General features: G+C 73.5%; 11 protein-coding genes. 7 read left to right on the forward strand and 4 right to left on the reverse strand.

Annotation, left to right across the window (positions count from 1 at the left end):
* The first annotated feature begins 54 nt into the window (after window positions 1-54).
* Both HD596_RS36245 and ybiA read left to right on the forward strand, forming a co-directional pair.
* Window positions 55-1,017 (forward strand): helix-turn-helix transcriptional regulator, encoded by a 963-nt coding sequence (locus tag HD596_RS36245; protein WP_185074001.1) that lies wholly within the window; start codon window positions 55-57, stop codon window positions 1,015-1,017.
* Window positions 1,018-1,028: 11 nt separating this feature from the next.
* The gene (gene ybiA, locus HD596_RS36250) at window positions 1,029-1,613 is read left to right on the forward strand and encodes a riboflavin biosynthesis intermediates N-glycosidase (RefSeq protein WP_185074002.1); all 585 of its coding nucleotides are present in this window, start codon (window positions 1,029-1,031) and stop codon (window positions 1,611-1,613) included.
* On the opposite strand, the gene HD596_RS36255 is transcribed toward ybiA, so the two are convergent.
* Window positions 1,592-2,134: an RNA 2'-phosphotransferase gene (locus HD596_RS36255; RefSeq protein WP_185074003.1), complete on the reverse strand. Its 543-nt coding sequence runs from the start codon at window positions 2,132-2,134 to the stop codon at window positions 1,592-1,594. The genes ybiA and HD596_RS36255 overlap by 22 nt on opposite strands.
* 132 nt (window positions 2,135-2,266) lie before the next feature.
* Between HD596_RS36255 and HD596_RS36260 the strand changes: the two genes are divergently transcribed.
* The 5 genes from HD596_RS36260 to HD596_RS36280 all read left to right on the forward strand — a co-directional run bounded on the left by HD596_RS36260 (window position 2,267) and on the right by HD596_RS36280 (window position 11,097).
* Window positions 2,267-2,806 carry a DUF892 family protein gene (locus tag HD596_RS36260; RefSeq protein WP_185074004.1) on the forward strand — a complete coding sequence of 180 codons (540 nt, stop codon included), beginning with the start codon at window positions 2,267-2,269 and terminating at the stop codon, window positions 2,804-2,806.
* A 31-nt stretch (window positions 2,807-2,837) separates the two neighbouring features.
* Window positions 2,838-5,765, forward strand: a complete 2,928-nt coding sequence (locus HD596_RS36265) for an FAD-binding and (Fe-S)-binding domain-containing protein (RefSeq protein ID WP_185074005.1) — start codon at window positions 2,838-2,840, stop codon at window positions 5,763-5,765.
* A gap of 135 nt (window positions 5,766-5,900) precedes the next feature.
* A complete protein-coding gene (locus tag HD596_RS36270; RefSeq protein WP_185074006.1) occupies window positions 5,901-6,761 on the forward strand; it encodes an FG-GAP-like repeat-containing protein in 861 nt (286 codons plus the stop codon).
* A gap of 38 nt (window positions 6,762-6,799) precedes the next feature.
* Window positions 6,800-10,747 carry a hypothetical protein gene (locus tag HD596_RS36275; protein ID WP_185074007.1) on the forward strand — a complete coding sequence of 1,316 codons (3,948 nt, stop codon included), beginning with the start codon at window positions 6,800-6,802 and terminating at the stop codon, window positions 10,745-10,747.
* On the forward strand, window positions 10,747-11,097 hold the full coding sequence (locus HD596_RS36280) for a hypothetical protein (protein WP_185074008.1): 351 nt from the start codon (window positions 10,747-10,749) through the stop codon (window positions 11,095-11,097). The genes HD596_RS36275 and HD596_RS36280 overlap by 1 nt, the downstream gene beginning before the upstream one ends.
* Before the next feature lie 48 nt (window positions 11,098-11,145).
* Here the strand turns inward: HD596_RS36280 and recD2 are convergent, their stop codons facing one another.
* The 3 genes from recD2 to HD596_RS36295 are packed head-to-tail and all read right to left on the reverse strand — an operon-like array spanning window position 11,146 to window position 15,719.
* Window positions 11,146-13,302, reverse strand: a complete 2,157-nt coding sequence (gene recD2, locus HD596_RS36285; RefSeq protein ID WP_313045715.1) for an SF1B family DNA helicase RecD2 — start codon at window positions 13,300-13,302, stop codon at window positions 11,146-11,148.
* Window positions 13,303-13,311: 9 nt separating this feature from the next.
* Entirely contained in the window at window positions 13,312-14,577 is a 1,266-nt protein-coding gene (locus HD596_RS36290) for an erythromycin esterase family protein (RefSeq protein WP_185074009.1), read from the reverse strand.
* Window positions 14,574-15,719 carry an acetate/propionate family kinase gene (locus tag HD596_RS36295; RefSeq protein ID WP_185074010.1) on the reverse strand — a complete coding sequence of 382 codons (1,146 nt, stop codon included), beginning with the start codon at window positions 15,717-15,719 and terminating at the stop codon, window positions 14,574-14,576. The genes HD596_RS36290 and HD596_RS36295 overlap by 4 nt, the downstream gene beginning before the upstream one ends.
* Window positions 15,720-15,763 lie beyond the last annotated feature (44 nt).

A 15,763-nucleotide genomic window follows, 5' to 3' on the forward strand; every position in this document is an offset into this window, starting at 1 on the left:
AGTAGAAGGGATTGGTGACAGGTTCTGGCACCGATGTCCGGCAGAATCACTCCCATGTTGGAGACCTCGGCGCGCCTGCTCCGCCTGCTGTCCCTGCTCCAGTCGCGCATGGACTGGAGCGGCGCCGAGCTGGCCGAACGGCTGGAGGTCGGGCTGCGCACCGTGCGGCGCGACATCGAGCGGCTGCGCGAGCTCGGCTATCCCGTGGACGCCACCCCCGGCGTGGCCGGCGGTTACCGGCTCGGCGTGGGCGCCGCGCTGCCGCCGCTGCTGCTGGACGACGAGGAGGCGGTGGCCGTGGCGATCAGCCTGCGTACCGCCGCGACCGGCAGCGTCGCCGGGCTGGAGGAGGTCGCGCTGCGGGCGCTGGCCAAGCTCCACCAGGTGCTGCCGGCGCGGCTGCGGCACCGGGTGAGCGCGTTCCAGGCGGCGACGGTGCCGCTGGCGGGCGCGGCCGGCCCGGAGGTGAACGCCGACGTGCTGGCCGGGCTCGCCGCCGCCTGCCGCGACCACCGGCGGCTGCGGCTGCGCTACCGGGGGCGGGACGGCGTCACGGCGCGCGAGGTGGAGCCGCACCGGCTCGTGCACACGCCGCGCCGCTGGTACTTGCTGGCGTGGGACGTGGCCAAGGAGGACTGGCGGACGTTCCGGGTGGACCGCATCGAGGGGCCGCTGGGGGAGCCGGGGGCCCGGTTCGCGCCGCGGGCGGTGCCCGAGGAGGACGCGGCCGCGTACGTCTCGCGCGCCATCACCTCCGCGCCCTACCGCTACCAGGCGCGCATCCTCTTTCACGCGCCCCTGGAGGCGGTCGCCCCGCGTACCTCGCCCGGGGCCGGGCGGCTGGCTGCGGTGGACGCGCGCACGTGCCTGTTCCAGGCCGGCTCCAACTCGCTGGAGGAGCTGGCGATCCACGTCGCGGCCAAGGGCTTCGACTTCGACGTGCTCGACCCGCCCGAGCTGGCGCCGGTGCTGCGCGAGATCGCCGGCCGCCTCATGAGAGCGGGCTCGCGAGCGTAAGGTATGGCGACATGTCCGACCAACTTCCCATGACCGTGGACGAGGCCGTCGCCGCCGAGCGGTCCGGCCGGCGCGTCAAATATCTGTACTTCTGGGGCCATCAGCCCGCCCGGGACGGCGGCGTCGGGCCGGGCTGCCTCAGCCAGTGGTGGCCGGTCACCTTCACGGAGGACGGACACACGTACGCCTCGGCCGAGCACTACATGATGGCGCACAAGGCGTGGCTGTTCGGCGACGGGGAGAGCGCGGACAAGATCCTCCAGGCCGGCCACCCGGGCGAGGCCAAGGCGCTGGGCCGGACCGTGCGGGGCTTCGACGAGCCCACGTGGGACGCCCACCGCTTCGGCATCGTGGTGCGCGGCAACCTCGCCAAGTTCGGGGCGCACGACGACCTGGCGGAGTTCCTGCTCGGCACGTCGGGCCGGGTCCTGGTGGAGGCGAGCCCGGTGGACCGGGTGTGGGGCATCGGGCTGGCGGCCTCGGACGAGCGGGCCGCGTCACCGGCCGCGTGGCGGGGCGCCAACCTGCTCGGCTTCGCGCTGATGGCCGCCCGCGACACCCTGCGCGCCCGCCGTCAGGAGGGGAAGCGCAGGTAGCCGGGCGGCACGTGGCCGGCCAGCCACACCCCGTTGGCGCTGACCCGGAACTCGTGCCCGCTGGCGTGCATCGCCCCGGCCGCGACCACCAGCACCACGGGCACGCCCCGCCGGGCCCCCACCCGCGTCGCCGTCTCCCGGTCGGGCGACAGGTGCACGTGGTGGCGGTTCATGGGCCGCAGCCCCTCCTCCTTGATCGCCGCCAGGAACCGGCCCACGGTGCCGTGGTAGAGCACCTCGGGCGGCTCCACGGCGGGCAGGCCGAGATCCACCGGCACCGTGTGCCCCTGGCTCGCCCGGATCCGGCCGTCCTCGATCGCGTAGCGCCGCTTGTCGTTGGCCTCGACGACCTTCCACAGCTCGGCGGCGGTGATCGGGAACCCGTGCGCGGCCGCCGCCCGCAGCAGCGTGTCCACCGGCACCCAACCGCCCGGGTCCAGCGTGAGGCCGATGCGCCCCGGGTCGTGCCGCAGGTGCCTGGCCAGGTATTTGGAAACGCGTATCAAGCGCCGTTCGTCCATCAACGCCATGATCCCGCGCCCGTCAACCGGGTTTCGACGCGGCTGTCCCGGGTGTCGCAGCCCGCCTGCGACGTCCCGCAAAGTTACCTTTGACCTGGGGGAGCTCCTTTCCGGGGGAAGGACAGGACAGACATGAGCCACACCGACGACTTCGTGCTGGACGTCACCAGGATCCGTGACCAGGTGCGGCAGAAGATGGACGAAGGTCCGATCACCGGCACCTTCGGACACGACCCGCAGAAGGTCATCAACATCCTCAACGACGTCATCGCGACCGAGGTGGTGTGCTGGCTCAGGTACACCAGGCACGCCATCTCGGCCAAGGGCATCGACCGGGCGCAGGTGTCGGCGGAGTTCACCGAGCACGCCCAGGAGGAGCTGCAGCACGCGCTGCGCGCCGCCGAACGCGTGAGCCAGCTCGGCGGGGAGCCGGACTTCGACCCCGCCAGCCTCGTGCAACGCTCCCACACCGACTACCAGGTCCCCGCCGACACCGACCTGCGAGGGCTGCTGGAGGCGAACCTCTGGGCCGAGCGGATCGTCATCTCCACCTACCAGGAGATCATCCGCTGGCTGGGCGAGGGCGATCCGACGACGCGGCGGCTCATGGAGGCGATCCTCGAAGAGGAAGAGGAGCACGCCGACGACCTCACCGATCTGCTCGGCGTCTAGGGCCGGGCGGCGGACGATGGCGGGCGAAGCGATGGACAGTCTGGTCAGGACACCGGCCGCGCGCCCGCGCCGGCCGCGCGAGATCGACGTGGAGCCGCTGCGGCGGCGGCTGGAGGAGACGGTCGACGGCGAGATCCGGTTCGACACCGGCAGCCGCGCCGCCTACGCGCGTGACGGCTCCAACTACCGGCAGGTGCCCATCGGCGTGGTGGTGCCCTACACGCTCGACGCCGGGGTGGCGGCGGTGGCCGCGTGCCGGGCCCGCGACGTGCCGGTGCTGTCGCGGGGCGGCGGCACCAGCCTGGCCGGGCAGTGCTGCAACGCGGCCGTGGTGATCGACTGGTCCAAGCACTGCGGCGCGGTGGAGTCCGTGGACGTCGCGGGCCGGCGGATCACGGTGCAGGCCGGCGCGGTGCTGGACGCGGTCAACCACGTGCTGGAGCCGGAGGGGCTGATGGTCGGGCCCCGGCCGTCCAGCCATCCGACCTGCACCATCGGCGGCATGATCGGCAACAACTCGTGCGGGGCGTCCGCGCAGGCGTACGGCAAGATGTCGGAGTCGGTGCTGCGGCTGGAGATCCTCACCTACGACGGCGTGCGCATGTGGGTCGGGCCGACCGACGACGACGAGTACGCCAGGATCCAGGCCGCGGGCGGGCGGCCGGCCCAGATCTACCGGCAGCTGCGCGAGCTGCGCGACGAGACCATGGAGCTGGTGCGCACCCGCTTCCCCAAGCTGGAGCGGCGCATCTCCGGCTACAACCTCGACCAGCTCCTGCCCGAGAACGGCTTCAACCTGGCCCGCGCCCTCGTCGGGAGCGAGGGCACGCTGGTGACCGTGCTGCGCGCCGAGCTGGCCGTGGTGCCGAGGCCGGCCGCGCGGTCGCTGGCGGTCCTCGGCTTCGAGGACATTTTCGCGGCGGCCGACGCCGTCCCCGCCGTGGCCGGGCACCGGCCGCTCGCGCTGGAGGCCATGGACGACCGGATGTGCCGGCTCGCCCGCCAGGAGCGCCCCGACGATCCCGCGCTCCGCGACCTGCCGGAGGGGCGGGGGTGGCTGCTGGTGCAGTTCGGCGGCGACACCGCCGAGGAGGCGCTCGAACGGGCGCACGGGCTGATGCGCGACGTGGGGCAGCACGCCACCCACACCTTCCTCGGCGACCCGGCCAAGGAGGACGAGCTGTGGCGCTGGCGCGAGGCCAGCCTGGGGGTGGAGGCGTACCCGCCGGAGGGGTGGGAGACGTACGAGGGCTGGTCGGACGCGGCCGTGCCGCCCGAGCGGCTGGGCACGTACCTGCGCGACTACGAGCAGCTGCTGCGCCGCCACGGCTACGCGGAGTCGGCGCTGTACGGGCACTTCGGACAGGGCTGCGTGCACGGGAGGCTCCCGCTCGACCTGCACACCGACGACGGGATCGCCCGGTACCGGGCGTTCGCGGAGGAGGCGGCCGACCTGGTGGCCGCCTACGGCGGCTCGCTGTCGGGGGAGCACGGCGACGGGCAGGCGCTGGCCGAGCTGCTGCCCCGCATGTACGGCGACGAGGTGGTGGCGGCGTTCGGCCGGTTCAAGGCCGTCTTCGACCCGCGCAACCGGATGAACCCCGGCAAGGTCGTCCACCCCAACCGCCTCGACCAGGACCTCGCCCAGCGGCACTTCTACCCGCTGGAGCCCCGGCGGAAGTCCTTCGACTACCAGCGGGACCACGGCCGCTTCGGGCACGCCGCCACCCGGTGCGTCGGGATCGGCAAGTGCCGTCAGCACACCTTCGAGGGCGGGGTGATGTGCCCCAGCTACCGGGTGACGCGCGAGGAGGAGCACTCCACGCGGGGGCGGGCCCGGCTGCTGGGGGAGATGGTGCGCGGCGAGCTGATCGCGGACGGCTGGCGCTCGGCCGCCGTGCGCGACGCGCTCGACCTGTGCCTGGCCTGCAAGGGCTGCCGGTCCGAGTGCCCGGTGAACGTCGACATGGCCACGTACAAGGCCGAGTTCCTGGCCCACCACTACCGGCGCCGGATCCGGCCCCGCGAGCACTACTCCATGGGCTGGCTGCCGCTGTGGGCGGCGCTCGCCTCCGCCATGCCCGGCCCGCTCAACGCCTTGGCGCACACGCCCGGCCTGGCACGGCTGGCCAAGGCGGTCGCGGGGGTCGCGGCCGAGCGCGAGCTGCCCCGCTTCGCCAAGGAGCGCTTCACCGACTGGTTCAAGCGGCGGGGCCCGGTACGGCCCGGCACGCGGGGCAAGGTCGTGCTGTGGGCGGACACGTTCACGAACAACTTCGACCCGCACATCGGGCAGGCGGCGGTGAGCGTGCTGGAGGCGGCCGGGTTCGAGGTGCGCGTGCCGCCGGTGGCGCTGTGCTGCGGGCTCACCTGGATCTCCACGGGCCAGCTCGGGGTGGCGCGGCGGGTGCTGGCCCGCAGCGTGCGCGCGCTGCGGCCGTGGGCGGAGTCCGGGGTCCCGGTCGTCGGGCTGGAGCCGAGCTGCACCGCCGTGTTCCGCGCCGACGGCCCGGAGCTGCTGAACACGCCGGACACGCGGTTGCTGTCGGAGCGCACGCTGACGCTCGCCGAGCTGCTGGAGTCGGGGGCGCCCGACTGGCGCCCGGCCTCCCGGGGCGGGGAGGCGGTGGCGCAGGTGCACTGCCACCAGAGCGCCATCATGGGGTACGACGCCGACCGCGCCGTTCTCGACCGCTTCGGGATCCGCACGGAGGTCCTGGACGCGGGCTGCTGCGGCCTGGCCGGGAACTTCGGGTTCGAACGCGGGCACTACGACGTCTCGGTGGCCTGCGCGGAGGAGTCCGTCTGGCCCGCGGTCCGGGCGGCGGGCCCGGACCAGGCGATCCTCGCCGACGGCTTCTCCTGCCGCACCCAGATCGCCGCCTCCCGCACCGGCCGCCAGGCCCGCCACCTGGCCGAGCTCCTGGCCACGTCGCTGTCCCGGCCGGACCGCGGCTGAGCCGCCCTTCCGCTGCGCTTCCTGCGGGCAGAGCGAGCACGCCGCCCGCAGGAAGCACAACGGAAGCAATCCGGTAGCGCCTTGCGCAACGGTCAGGCCTGTCCTTTAAAGATCCTTTATACGAGGTCGCGTCGAATGTCCACATACTTACGCCGGGCGTCAGCCCGTGCCAGAGCCCTGTCGGCGCTGGCTCTGCTCGCCGTCCTGGGCTCGCTGCTCACGGCGCCCGCCGCCTCCGCCGCCGCGGCGGGCGCGCCGATGTTGCCCCTGTTCGTACGCAGGGCGAGCGACGGTCACCTGCTCGCCTACGAGCCCAAGGGCACCGGCGGCCTCCAGACCCCCGTCGACCTCGGCGGCGGCTTCTCCGCGGCAACCGCCATCGTGCGCGCCACCACCTCGGAGAACGGCACCGGCAACGACCTGTTCTTCCGCCTGGGCGGCGAGCTCTACTACACCGCCGAACGCGGCACCTCGACCCTGCCGGTCGCCTCGAACATGGACCAGTACAACCTGATCATGACCCCGGGCAACCTGGGCAGCAGCGCCTCGCCCGAGATCATCGCCCGGGACACGGCCGGCGCCCTGTGGCTCTACCCGGGCCGCTCCGACGGAGGTCTCGCGGCCCGGGTCCAGGCCGGGACCGCCGGCTGGAACGGCATGGACGCCCTGGCCGGATACGGCGACTACACCGGCGACGGCAAGAACGACCTGCTGGCCAGGACCACCGCCGGCACCCTCTACATCTATCCGGGGACGGGCGGCGTCACCGCCAACCAGATCCTGGGCGCCCGCGTCAGCGCGGGCACCGGCTGGGACGCCTACACCGCCCTGGTCTCGACCGGCGACAACAACGGGGACGGCAAGGCCGACCTGATCGCCCGCGACTCCGCCGGCGCGCTCTGGCTCTTCAAGGGCACCGGCGTCTCCTCGGCCCCCTTCGCCGCCAAGGAGAAGATCGGCAACGCCGGCTGGAACGCCTTCAACGCCTTCTTCTGAGCGCACCCGTCCCCGTAACCAACGGCTGAAAGCTGACCATGCTCACCAACACCTCTGGGCGCCCTTTATCGGGCCCTCTGTCGGGATGGCTGCGCGCTGCCGCCGCGACCCTCGCTGCCATCACCGTCCTGTCCGCCACGCAGGTCGCGCCCCTGCCCGGCGGCCGCCCGGCGGCCGCCTTCGCCGACGCCGCCGAGTACGACCTCGCCCACGCCGCCTCGGTCCGCGCGGCCCAGTGCCTGCTCACCACCGCGCAACGCAAGGGCGGCCAGGCTCTGAAGGCCGTCGCCCGCGCCGGGCTGGGCGGCGCCGACGACGTCCTGCTGCGCAACGCCGCCGACGACTACTGGGCCGACCCGCCGACCCCGCTGCACACCGCCTTCGACCAGGACGAGGAGCGGACCGGGGACAAGCTCGACGAGCTCAACGACCGGCACTACGTCTGGGAGGAGTCGCTCGCCGTCCCGCCCCCGAAGGGGTACACGGACGCCGCATTCCAGACGATCGAGGCCAAGGACAACCCGTTCAGCAAAGTGGGCCTGTCCACCTGGATCTCCAACCAGTACTGGCAGCAAGAGGACGACTTCTACGCCGACCAGACCCCGCGGGCCGCCAAGGAGTCCGTGGACGCGGTCAACAAGATCGCCGAGGAGCGTTACCCCGCCGGCGGCGACGACGAGGAGGGGCGGCAGGCGTGGAAGGACCTGACCGACGACCACCCCATGTACGCCGACGACGCCCGGGCCTTCCTGGAGCGCGGCGGCTTTCCGACCGGCGCGCCCGATCCGGACAGCATGGAGTTCCGGGTCGACGTCGAGAACCTCAAGGCCCGCTACGCCTCCTGCACCACCGGAAACCCGCCGGACCCGCACGGGGTGCTGGGCGCCGAGTTCGCCACGGCGTCGGCGGAGTGGCAGCAGGAGGTCGACGGCCAGCGCGCCCAGCGTGACGCCATCCTCAAGGAGGAGGCCGAGGCCGCCGCCGACCTCCAGGTCGCCTCCCAGGCCCTGGGCGAGGCGCTGGGCCAGTCGGTCATCGCGAGCCGGCTGACCGAATGGCAGGCGTACTGGCTCAAGCAGTCGCCGGACGACCTGTCCTACCCGAGCGCGGCGGAGTTCGCCAAGGTCAAGAACGACATCGTCAAGGCCCAGGCCATGGCGCTGGGCCGGGTGTTCGTCGCCTCGCGGGCCGCCCAGTCGGCCCAGCGGCACGCCTCCGCGGCGATGGCCGCCCAGCAGGCCGCGTACGCCCTCGCCGACGCCGCCGGCCTGCCCCGGGGCCGCGGCCTGCTCTACGGACAGCAGGCCGTCCAGGTCACCCGCGCCTCGGCCGCCGCCACGCAGGCCGTCTCGAAGGCCACCGAGACCGCGGCCAACGCCACCCGGGCCTCGGCCGCCGACAGCAAGACGCTGATGGCGCTGGCCGAGACGCAGGCGCACGCCTCGCGGGCGGAGTTCCGGCGGATGGCCGCCGAGGAGGCCGCCGCCCAGGCCAAGGCCGCCGCGGAGGGCGCCGCCACGCAAGCGGCTCTCGCGGCCGAGAACGCGGCCAAGGCCAAGAACGCCCAGGCCAGGGCCGAGGCCGCGGAGCAGACGGCGAAGGCGGCGGCCGACGACGCCCGGGCCAAGCGGGAGATCGCCGAGGCCGAGCGCGACAACGCGGAGCGGCAGAAGAACATCGCCGCCCAGCAGCGCGCCAACGCCGCCGCCGCCGAGGCCAGGGCCGTGAGCGAACGCGCCAACGCCGCCGACGCGCTGAGCGCCGCCCAGGGCGCCGGCGCCACGGCGGCCGAGAAGAAGGAAGCGGCGCTGGAGGCCGAGCGTAAGGCGGCCGCGGCCCGTACCACCGCCCTGGAGGCCGAGAGCACCCGGGACACCCTGCAGGCCAAGGCCGCCGCCCGGGAGGCGTACGCCGCGTCCGTCGAGGGCACCGATGCCGCCGAGGGGGCCAGGACCGCCGCCACCCAGGCGCGTTCCGCGGCCGACCGGGCGACCACCGCCGCGACCAACGCCCGTGCCGCCGCCGACCAGGCCACCGCGGCCGCGTCCGCCGCCCGTGAGGCGGCCACGCGGGCCGAGGCCTCCGCAACCCGTGCCAGGTCCGCCTCCGACGCGGCCCAGCGCGACGTGGCGATCACCAACGCGGCGGTCACGAAGGCCCACGCTGCGGCGGCCGACGCCATCCAGGCCTCGTGGGACGCCTCCATCAACGTCCGCGACGCGGAGAAGTACGCGAAGACCGCCGTGGCCAACGCGGTCAGGGCCAGGGCCGACGCCGTCGCCGCCCGCAAGGAGGCCGACGCCGCGCACGTCAGCGCGGTCAAGACCGCCGGGTTCGCCTACGCCACCGCCCAGGCGGCGCTGGCCGCCCGCGACTCCTCCGTCCAGGTCATCAAGCCGGCCAACGACGCCATCGAGCTCGGCTCCCCGTACAAGGAGACCGACGCCTCGGCGGGCCTGGCCGTGCTGACCGCCCAGGCGTCCAAGACGCTGGCCGCCCAGCAGGCCGCCGTCGCGCAGGCCAAGGCCACCCAGGCGAAGAAGGCCGCCGCCGAGGCCAAGGCGCTGGCGGCCCAGGCCGACGCCGACGCCAAGGCGGCCGCCACGGCGGCGGCCGACGCGGCGGAGTCCGCGGCCGACGCCGTGGCCTCCCTCGCCCAGGCGCGGGCCTCGGCGGCCGAGGCGGCTGCGGCGGCCAAGGCGGCGGTGAAGGCCGAGGCCAACACCGTCGAGTACGACCGCCGCGCCACCGCCGACGCCGCGGCCGCCGACTCGGCCGCGACCGCCGCCGAAGGCTACGCCAGCGACGCCCGCAACTCGGCCGACGAGGCCGAACTGGACGCCGCCTCGGCCCGCGACGCCGCCAGTGCCGCGGAACGGGACGCCGCCACCGCCCGCGACGTCGCATCCAAGGCGGAAGCCGACGCGAGCGCCGCGGAGGAAGCCGCCAAGAACGCCCGGCAGAGCGCCGAGGAGGCGCAGGCCGCGGCGATCAGGGCCGAGGCGCAGGCACGCGAGCAGACCCGGGACAGCCAGCGCATCGCCACCTGGGACGGCGGCTTCGCGCTGACGGAGGTGGCGACCGACCTGACCGTGGACTCCTGGAGCGGGTCGTGCACCACCGGCTGGGGCGGCGACGGGACCTGCGACATCGACATCCCGCTGCACATCCACGGGACGGTGTACTACAACCTCGCGACGTGCCAGATGACGAGCGCGACCGAAGCGGAGTGCACCCGCTACAACCTGCTCGTCAAGGACGTCGACTTCATCGAGCACCGCACGCTGCACATGGACGTGCGGAAGGTGATCCAGGAGTCGTTCAACAACCTGGTGCACGCCGTGCTCGGCGACTTCATCGACTGCGCCAACTTCAAGGCCTCGGGCTGCGCCTGGGTGGCCGGCGAGATCCTCGGCCCGGTGGTCATCGGCAGGATCGCGAAGAGCGTGTTCGCCTTCCGCAACTCCATGCGCACGGGAGTCGGCGCCGAGGAGGCCGTGGCGGGCCTGGAGGCCGAGGCCGGCCTCGACCAGGCGACCGTGCTCGGGCTCGAAGCGCAGGCGGTGCGCGAGCTCGAGGCGCTCGAGGGCGCCAAGGTCTCGCTCGGCAGTCTCAGAGCCCAGTTCGTGGAGCTGGTACGCCGCAGGGCGCTAGGTTGGGACGCGGCGCAGAAGGGATTCAGGAAAGCCGAGATGGAAACCGCACTTCGTATCGAGTCCGAGCGCGGGGTGCGGCTCACCCGGTCCAACGGCACCAGCGAGGACTGGTTCGACCAGTACGGGCGGTCCTACGACGCGGTGGGCAGCGGTCTCAGCGCGGAGTTCTTCGAGCGGAGCTGGCCGGGCCTGCAGAGCCAGATCCAGTCGCATCTGGGCAAGGCGCAGTTCGTGCCGGTCGACGTCTCCCTGCTCTCGCCCGCCCAGATCGCGACGGTGAAGGCGTTCATCGAACCGCTGGGACGCAACGTCTTCATCGTGGGTGGCTGATGGCGAACGACATCTTCGTCTCCGACGAGTACGCGTGGACCGCGTCGTCCGGGGTGTTCGAGTGGGTGGTCGGATTCCTGCTGGACACCATCGAGGACGCGGCCACCAAAGAACACCTCTCGCTGGTCCTGAGCGCCAGTTTCGGAAGCGTCGACCTGCGAGGGCTGCCGGAGGCCGGGCGCGCGCAGATCATGCGAGCCCTGCGCGGGCCACTGGTCCCGGCGGCCGAGTCGAGCCTCGCGCTCACTCAGCCCGAAGGTGCCCGGCGTTTCACCATCGGCCACGTCAAGGTCCTGGCCCTCATGGCCGAGGACGTGGCCGGATCCGCCGGCGGAAAGGGAGCCACCTGAGCTGAGCCCGGCGGCCGTCCTCGTCCCCGGACGAAGGCGGCCGCCGGGCTAGCCTTCCAGGGCGAGGGCCAGGCGGCGGGCCAGGCCGGTGTTGCGCCGTTGGCCGATCCGGTGGACCGCCAGCTCCAGCGCCTCCCGCTGGCCCACCAGCACCACCCACGCCTTCGCCCTGGTCACCAGCGTGTAGAGGAGCTTGCGGCGCAGCATGACCCCGCCCGACTCGGCCACGATGGGCGCCACCACGAACGGGTATTCGCTGCCCTGCGAGCGGTGCACGCTGATCGCGTAGGCGTGGGTCAGGTCGTCGAGCTCGTCGAAGCCGTAGCGCACCCGCTCACCGTCGTCGGTCAGGATCTCGATCGCGCGCTCCTCCTGCACGACCGCCGTCACCGTGGCGGTCTCCCCGTTGAAGACGCCCTTGTCGTAGTTGTTGCGGATCGGCATGACCCGGTCGCCCACCCGGAACACCGACGCGCCCGACCAGTGCTCCGGCTTGTCGTCGGCGGCCGGGTTGAGCTGGTCCTGGATCAGGCGGCCGAGCGCCGTGGCGCCCGTCTCGCCCTTGCGCATCGGGCACAGCACCTGCACCTGGCCGGGCTCGACGTTCTGCTTGCGCGGGATCGCCACCATCGCCAGGTGGGCCACCCGCCGCGCCACCTGGGCGGGATCGTCGAGCTCCTCGAACCAGAACCCGCCGCCGGCCGTCCTGACCGGGAGCCGGCCGGCGCGGATGCGGTGGGCGGCGTCGATGATGCCGCTGCCGCCCGCCTGCCGGAAGACGTGGGTGAGCTGGACCCGGGGGACCGCCTCCACGCGCAGCAGGTCGGCGAGCACGTCGCCGGGCCCGATGCTGGGCAGCTGGTCGCCGTCGCCGATGAGCAGCAGATGGCTCCCGGACGGCACGGCGGCCACCAGCCGGGTGGCCAGGTGGAGGTCGAGCATGGACGCCTCGTCGACCACGATCAGGTCGGCCTGCGACGGCGTCTCGTCGAACAGCGTCTCCGGGTCGGGATCGGGCAGGCGGGCGAGCATCCGGTGGATGGTCATCGCCGGCAGCCCGGTCAGCTCCGACAGGCGCTTGGCGGCCTTGCCCGTGGGCGCGGTGAGCGTGACCGTGCCGCCCGCCGCCCTGACCGTGGTGGCGATGGCCTTGACCGTGTGGCTCTTGCCGCACCCGGGGCCGCCCGTGATGATGGAGACGGTGCTGGTCAGAGCCATGTTGACGGCGGCCTGCTGGTCCTCGTGGAGCCCGGGGTCGTCGGGGAAGGAGCGCAGGGGGAGCGTCGAGCGGGCCCGCATGAGCCGGGTGAGCTGCTCGGTCAGCGCCGCCTCCCTGCCGTGCACGTGCTTGGCGTACGCCACCGCCTGGCCCGGCTGGCCGGGCGCGGCCTCCACGACCACCCGGCGGTCGGCCACGAGCGCGTCGATCATCGGCCGCACCAGATCCTGGTCCTGCTCGATCAGCTCCGCCGTCTCCCGCACCAGCGCGGGCACCGGCACGAAGCAGTGGCCGTCGCGGCTGCCCGCCGCCTCCAGCCGGTCGAGCAGCGCCGCCTTGACCCGCTGCGGGCTGCGCTCGGGCACCCCCGACTGCAGCGCGATCTTGTCGGCGATGCGGAAGGCGATCCCCCGCACCCGCCCGATCAGCCGGTACGGGTCCGTGGCCAGCACCTCGTCGGCGTCCTGCCCGAACACCTGGTAGATCTTGGCCGCCAGCAGCGGGCTGACCCCGAGCCCCTGCAGCGTCACCATCAGCGCGGCGATCGCCTTCTGCTCCTGCCACGCCTGGACGATCTGCGCCTGCCGCAGCGGCCCGATGTTGACGACCTCGGTGAGCCGCTCGGGCTCGCTGTCGATCACCTTGAGCGTGGCCTCGCCGAAGTGGTCGACGATCGCGTACGCCAGGCGCGGCCCGATGCCCCTGATCAGCCCCGACCCCAGGTAGATGCGGATGGCCCGGACCGACGAGGGCACGATGCGCTCGCACCCGCTGACCGCGAAGCGCCGCCCGTAGCGGGGATGGCGGCCCCACTCGCCGAAGATCCGCAGCGTCTCGCCGGGCTGCACCCCCGCCAGCGCCCGCCCGGTGGCCACGAAGTCGGGCTCGCCGTCGGCGCTCATGCGCGCGACGGTGTATTCGTCCTCCCGGACGTAGACGAGCTGCTCGACCGACGCCTCCACACCGCAGATCCAACCATCTGCCACCGACAAAGGTCACATGGCGGTCGGGTATGTCTCCGGCTCGGCGTCGCCCCACGGCTCGCCGTGCAGCGGGTGCAGCGCCCTGGTCTCGTCCAGCCAGATGAACGCGTCGTAGCGGCCGCCCACCACCGTGGGCACGTAGTTGCCCCGCAGCTCCCGCTCGGGGTGGTACACGACGCCGACCGCCCGCTGCCCCATCGGCTCGTCGTACCAGGCGGGCCTGGTCCACTTGGGCGGGACCACGAACAGCGCCTCGGGCTCGACGACGGCCTCGTGCAGCAGCGCCTCCAGCGACGCGGGCCGCGCCGGCGGCACCCGCATGACGTGGTGCTGCGAGCCCCAGGCGGTCGCGGCCACCACGGACCCGCGATGGGTGCCGAACCCCACCAGCACGGCGTCGTCGCCGTACCGCTCCCGGGCCAGCTGCCCGAGGCTGGTCATGCCGGCGGCGGCCATGTCCGTGGCGCGGGCGTCACCCACGTGCGTGTTGTGCGCCCACACCACGCCCTTGGCATTGGAGAAGTCCGCGAGCCGGGCCATGGTGTCGGCCATGTGGACGTCCCTGACGTTCCAGGACTCGGGGCCGCCGCGCATCATGGAGCGGTAGTAGCGCTCGGCCCCGGCCACGACCTCGGCGTTCTGGCGCGCGCTGAAGCCCTGCTCGTCCCCGGGCGCGGCGCGGACCACGGCCTGGAGCAACTGCACGACCTCGTCCTCGCAGCCCGCCGGGACCAGCCGGGTGGCCAGGCCGTACTGCTGCGGGTCGTGGCCGTAGGACTCGAAGCAGTACAGCGCGTCGATGACCGGCTCCATCTCGTGCGGCAGCCGGGCGGCGGCGTAGCGGCGCACGGCGCGCAGCGAGTCCCACAGGCTGTAGACGTCCAGGCCGTGGAAGCCGCAGCGCTCCTCGGGCGGCAGCGCGGCGTTGTAGCGCCGCAGCCACCGGCAGAACTGCACGACCTCCTCGTTGGCCCACATGAACGTCGGCCAGCGCTCGAACGCGTAGAGGGCCTCGAAGGGATCGGTGTCGCCGGTCACGGCCCGATGCACCCGTTCGCAGTCGGGCCAGTCGCCCTCGACCCCGACGAAACCGAATCCCTTCTCGGCGATCAGGCGGCGGGTCAGCTCAGCCCGCCAGGTGTAGAAGTCGTGCGTGCCGTGGCTGGCCTCACCGATCAGCACGAACCTCGCCTCGCCCACGCGTTCCATCAGCGGGTCGAGGTCCCCCGGGCCGGTCAGCGGCAGCGCCGAGCGGCGTACCTCGTCGAGAACCGTCATGCGTCCTCCTCCGCGAGCACGCGCAGGCATTCGCGTGCCAGCTGGAGCTCCTCGCGCACCTGCACCACCATGACGGGGACGGCCGCGTCGTACGCGCTGACCGGCCCGTCGTCGTGGCGGTTGCCGAGCGCGGGAGGCTCGATGCCGAGCAGCCCGAGGCGGGCGCAGACGGCCTCGCGCACCTCGGGCTGGTCCCAGCCGATCTCCCCGGTGAACACCAGCGCGTCGATCCGCTCCAGCGACGTGGCCGCGGCGGCGATCTCCCTGGCCACCCGGTGGCTGAACACCTCCAGCGCCAGCTCCGCGGCCGAGTCGCCCTCCCGCGCGGCCGCCACCAGCTCGCGCGTGTCCCCCGAGAAGCCCCCCGACAGCCCCAGCAGGCCGGAGCGGCGCTCCAGTCCCTCGCTCAGCTCCGCCACCGTCAGATGGCCCGACCCCAGCAGCCACATCAGCATCCCCGGATCCACGCTGCCCGAGCGCCTGGACATGGGCAGCCCCTCCAGCGGGGTGAAGCCCATCGAGGTGTCCAGGCTGCGCCCGCCCGACACCGCGCACACCGAGCAGCCGCCGCCCAGGTGCGTCAGCACGAGGTCCAGCTCCGCCGGCGGCCGGCCGAGCAGCTCGGCCACCCGGTCGGCCGCCCACGCGTACGACAGGCCGTGGAAGCCGTAGCGGCGCAGCCCGTACCGCTCCCGCCAGGACAGCGGCAGCGCGTAGACCGCGGCCTCCTCCGGCAGGCCCGCGTGGAAGGCGGTGTCCGGGCAGAGCACGTGCGGCAGGGCAGGCAGCTCCGCGCGGGCGGCGTCCAGCAGGGCCAGCGCCGGCGGCAGGTGCAGCGGCGCCAGGCCGGTCAGGCCGCGCAGGCCCTCGGCCGTCTCGTCGTCGGCCACGGCCGGGCTGCGGACGAGATCGCCGCCGTGCACGAGGCGGTGCGCCACGGCGCGGATGTCGCGCCCGAAGTGCCCGCCGAGGAACGACGCCAGCTCCCGCCTGGCCGAGCCGGGGTCGACGGCGCGCTCGGTGTGCACGCTGTCCAGCACGCAACCGCCCTCCACCAGATCCAGGCGGAAGCTCGACGACCCGGCGTTGACAGTGAGTATCGCCGCCGATTCCGTCACCTGCTCGTCGATCGACACCCCCATGTCCGCTCGGCTACCCCTCATCTCAGCTACAAAACGGACACCAC

The sequence above is a fragment of the Nonomuraea jabiensis genome, from assembly GCF_014204795.1.
Taxonomy (GTDB): domain Bacteria; phylum Actinomycetota; class Actinomycetes; order Streptosporangiales; family Streptosporangiaceae; genus Nonomuraea; species Nonomuraea jabiensis.

Excerpts from the sequence above, each read along its gene's own strand:
- HD596_RS36245 (WP_185074001.1), top strand. The coding sequence starts at position 55 with ATGTTGGAGACCTCGGCGCGCCTGCTCCGCCTGCTGTCCCTGCTCCAG.
- ybiA (WP_185074002.1), top strand. The coding sequence starts at position 1,029 with ATGTCCGACCAACTTCCCATGACCGTGGACGAGGCCGTCGCCGCCGAG.
- HD596_RS36255 (WP_185074003.1), bottom strand. The coding sequence starts at position 2,134 with ATGGACGAACGGCGCTTGATACGCGTTTCCAAATACCTGGCCAGGCAC.
- HD596_RS36260 (WP_185074004.1), top strand. The coding sequence starts at position 2,267 with ATGAGCCACACCGACGACTTCGTGCTGGACGTCACCAGGATCCGTGAC.
- HD596_RS36265 (WP_185074005.1), top strand. The coding sequence starts at position 2,838 with ATGGACAGTCTGGTCAGGACACCGGCCGCGCGCCCGCGCCGGCCGCGC.
- HD596_RS36270 (WP_185074006.1), top strand. The coding sequence starts at position 5,901 with ATGTCCACATACTTACGCCGGGCGTCAGCCCGTGCCAGAGCCCTGTCG.
- HD596_RS36275 (WP_185074007.1), top strand. The coding sequence starts at position 6,800 with ATGCTCACCAACACCTCTGGGCGCCCTTTATCGGGCCCTCTGTCGGGA.
- HD596_RS36280 (WP_185074008.1), top strand. The coding sequence starts at position 10,747 with ATGGCGAACGACATCTTCGTCTCCGACGAGTACGCGTGGACCGCGTCG.
- HD596_RS36290 (WP_185074009.1), bottom strand. The coding sequence starts at position 14,577 with ATGACGGTTCTCGACGAGGTACGCCGCTCGGCGCTGCCGCTGACCGGC.
- HD596_RS36295 (WP_185074010.1), bottom strand. The coding sequence starts at position 15,719 with ATGGGGGTGTCGATCGACGAGCAGGTGACGGAATCGGCGGCGATACTC.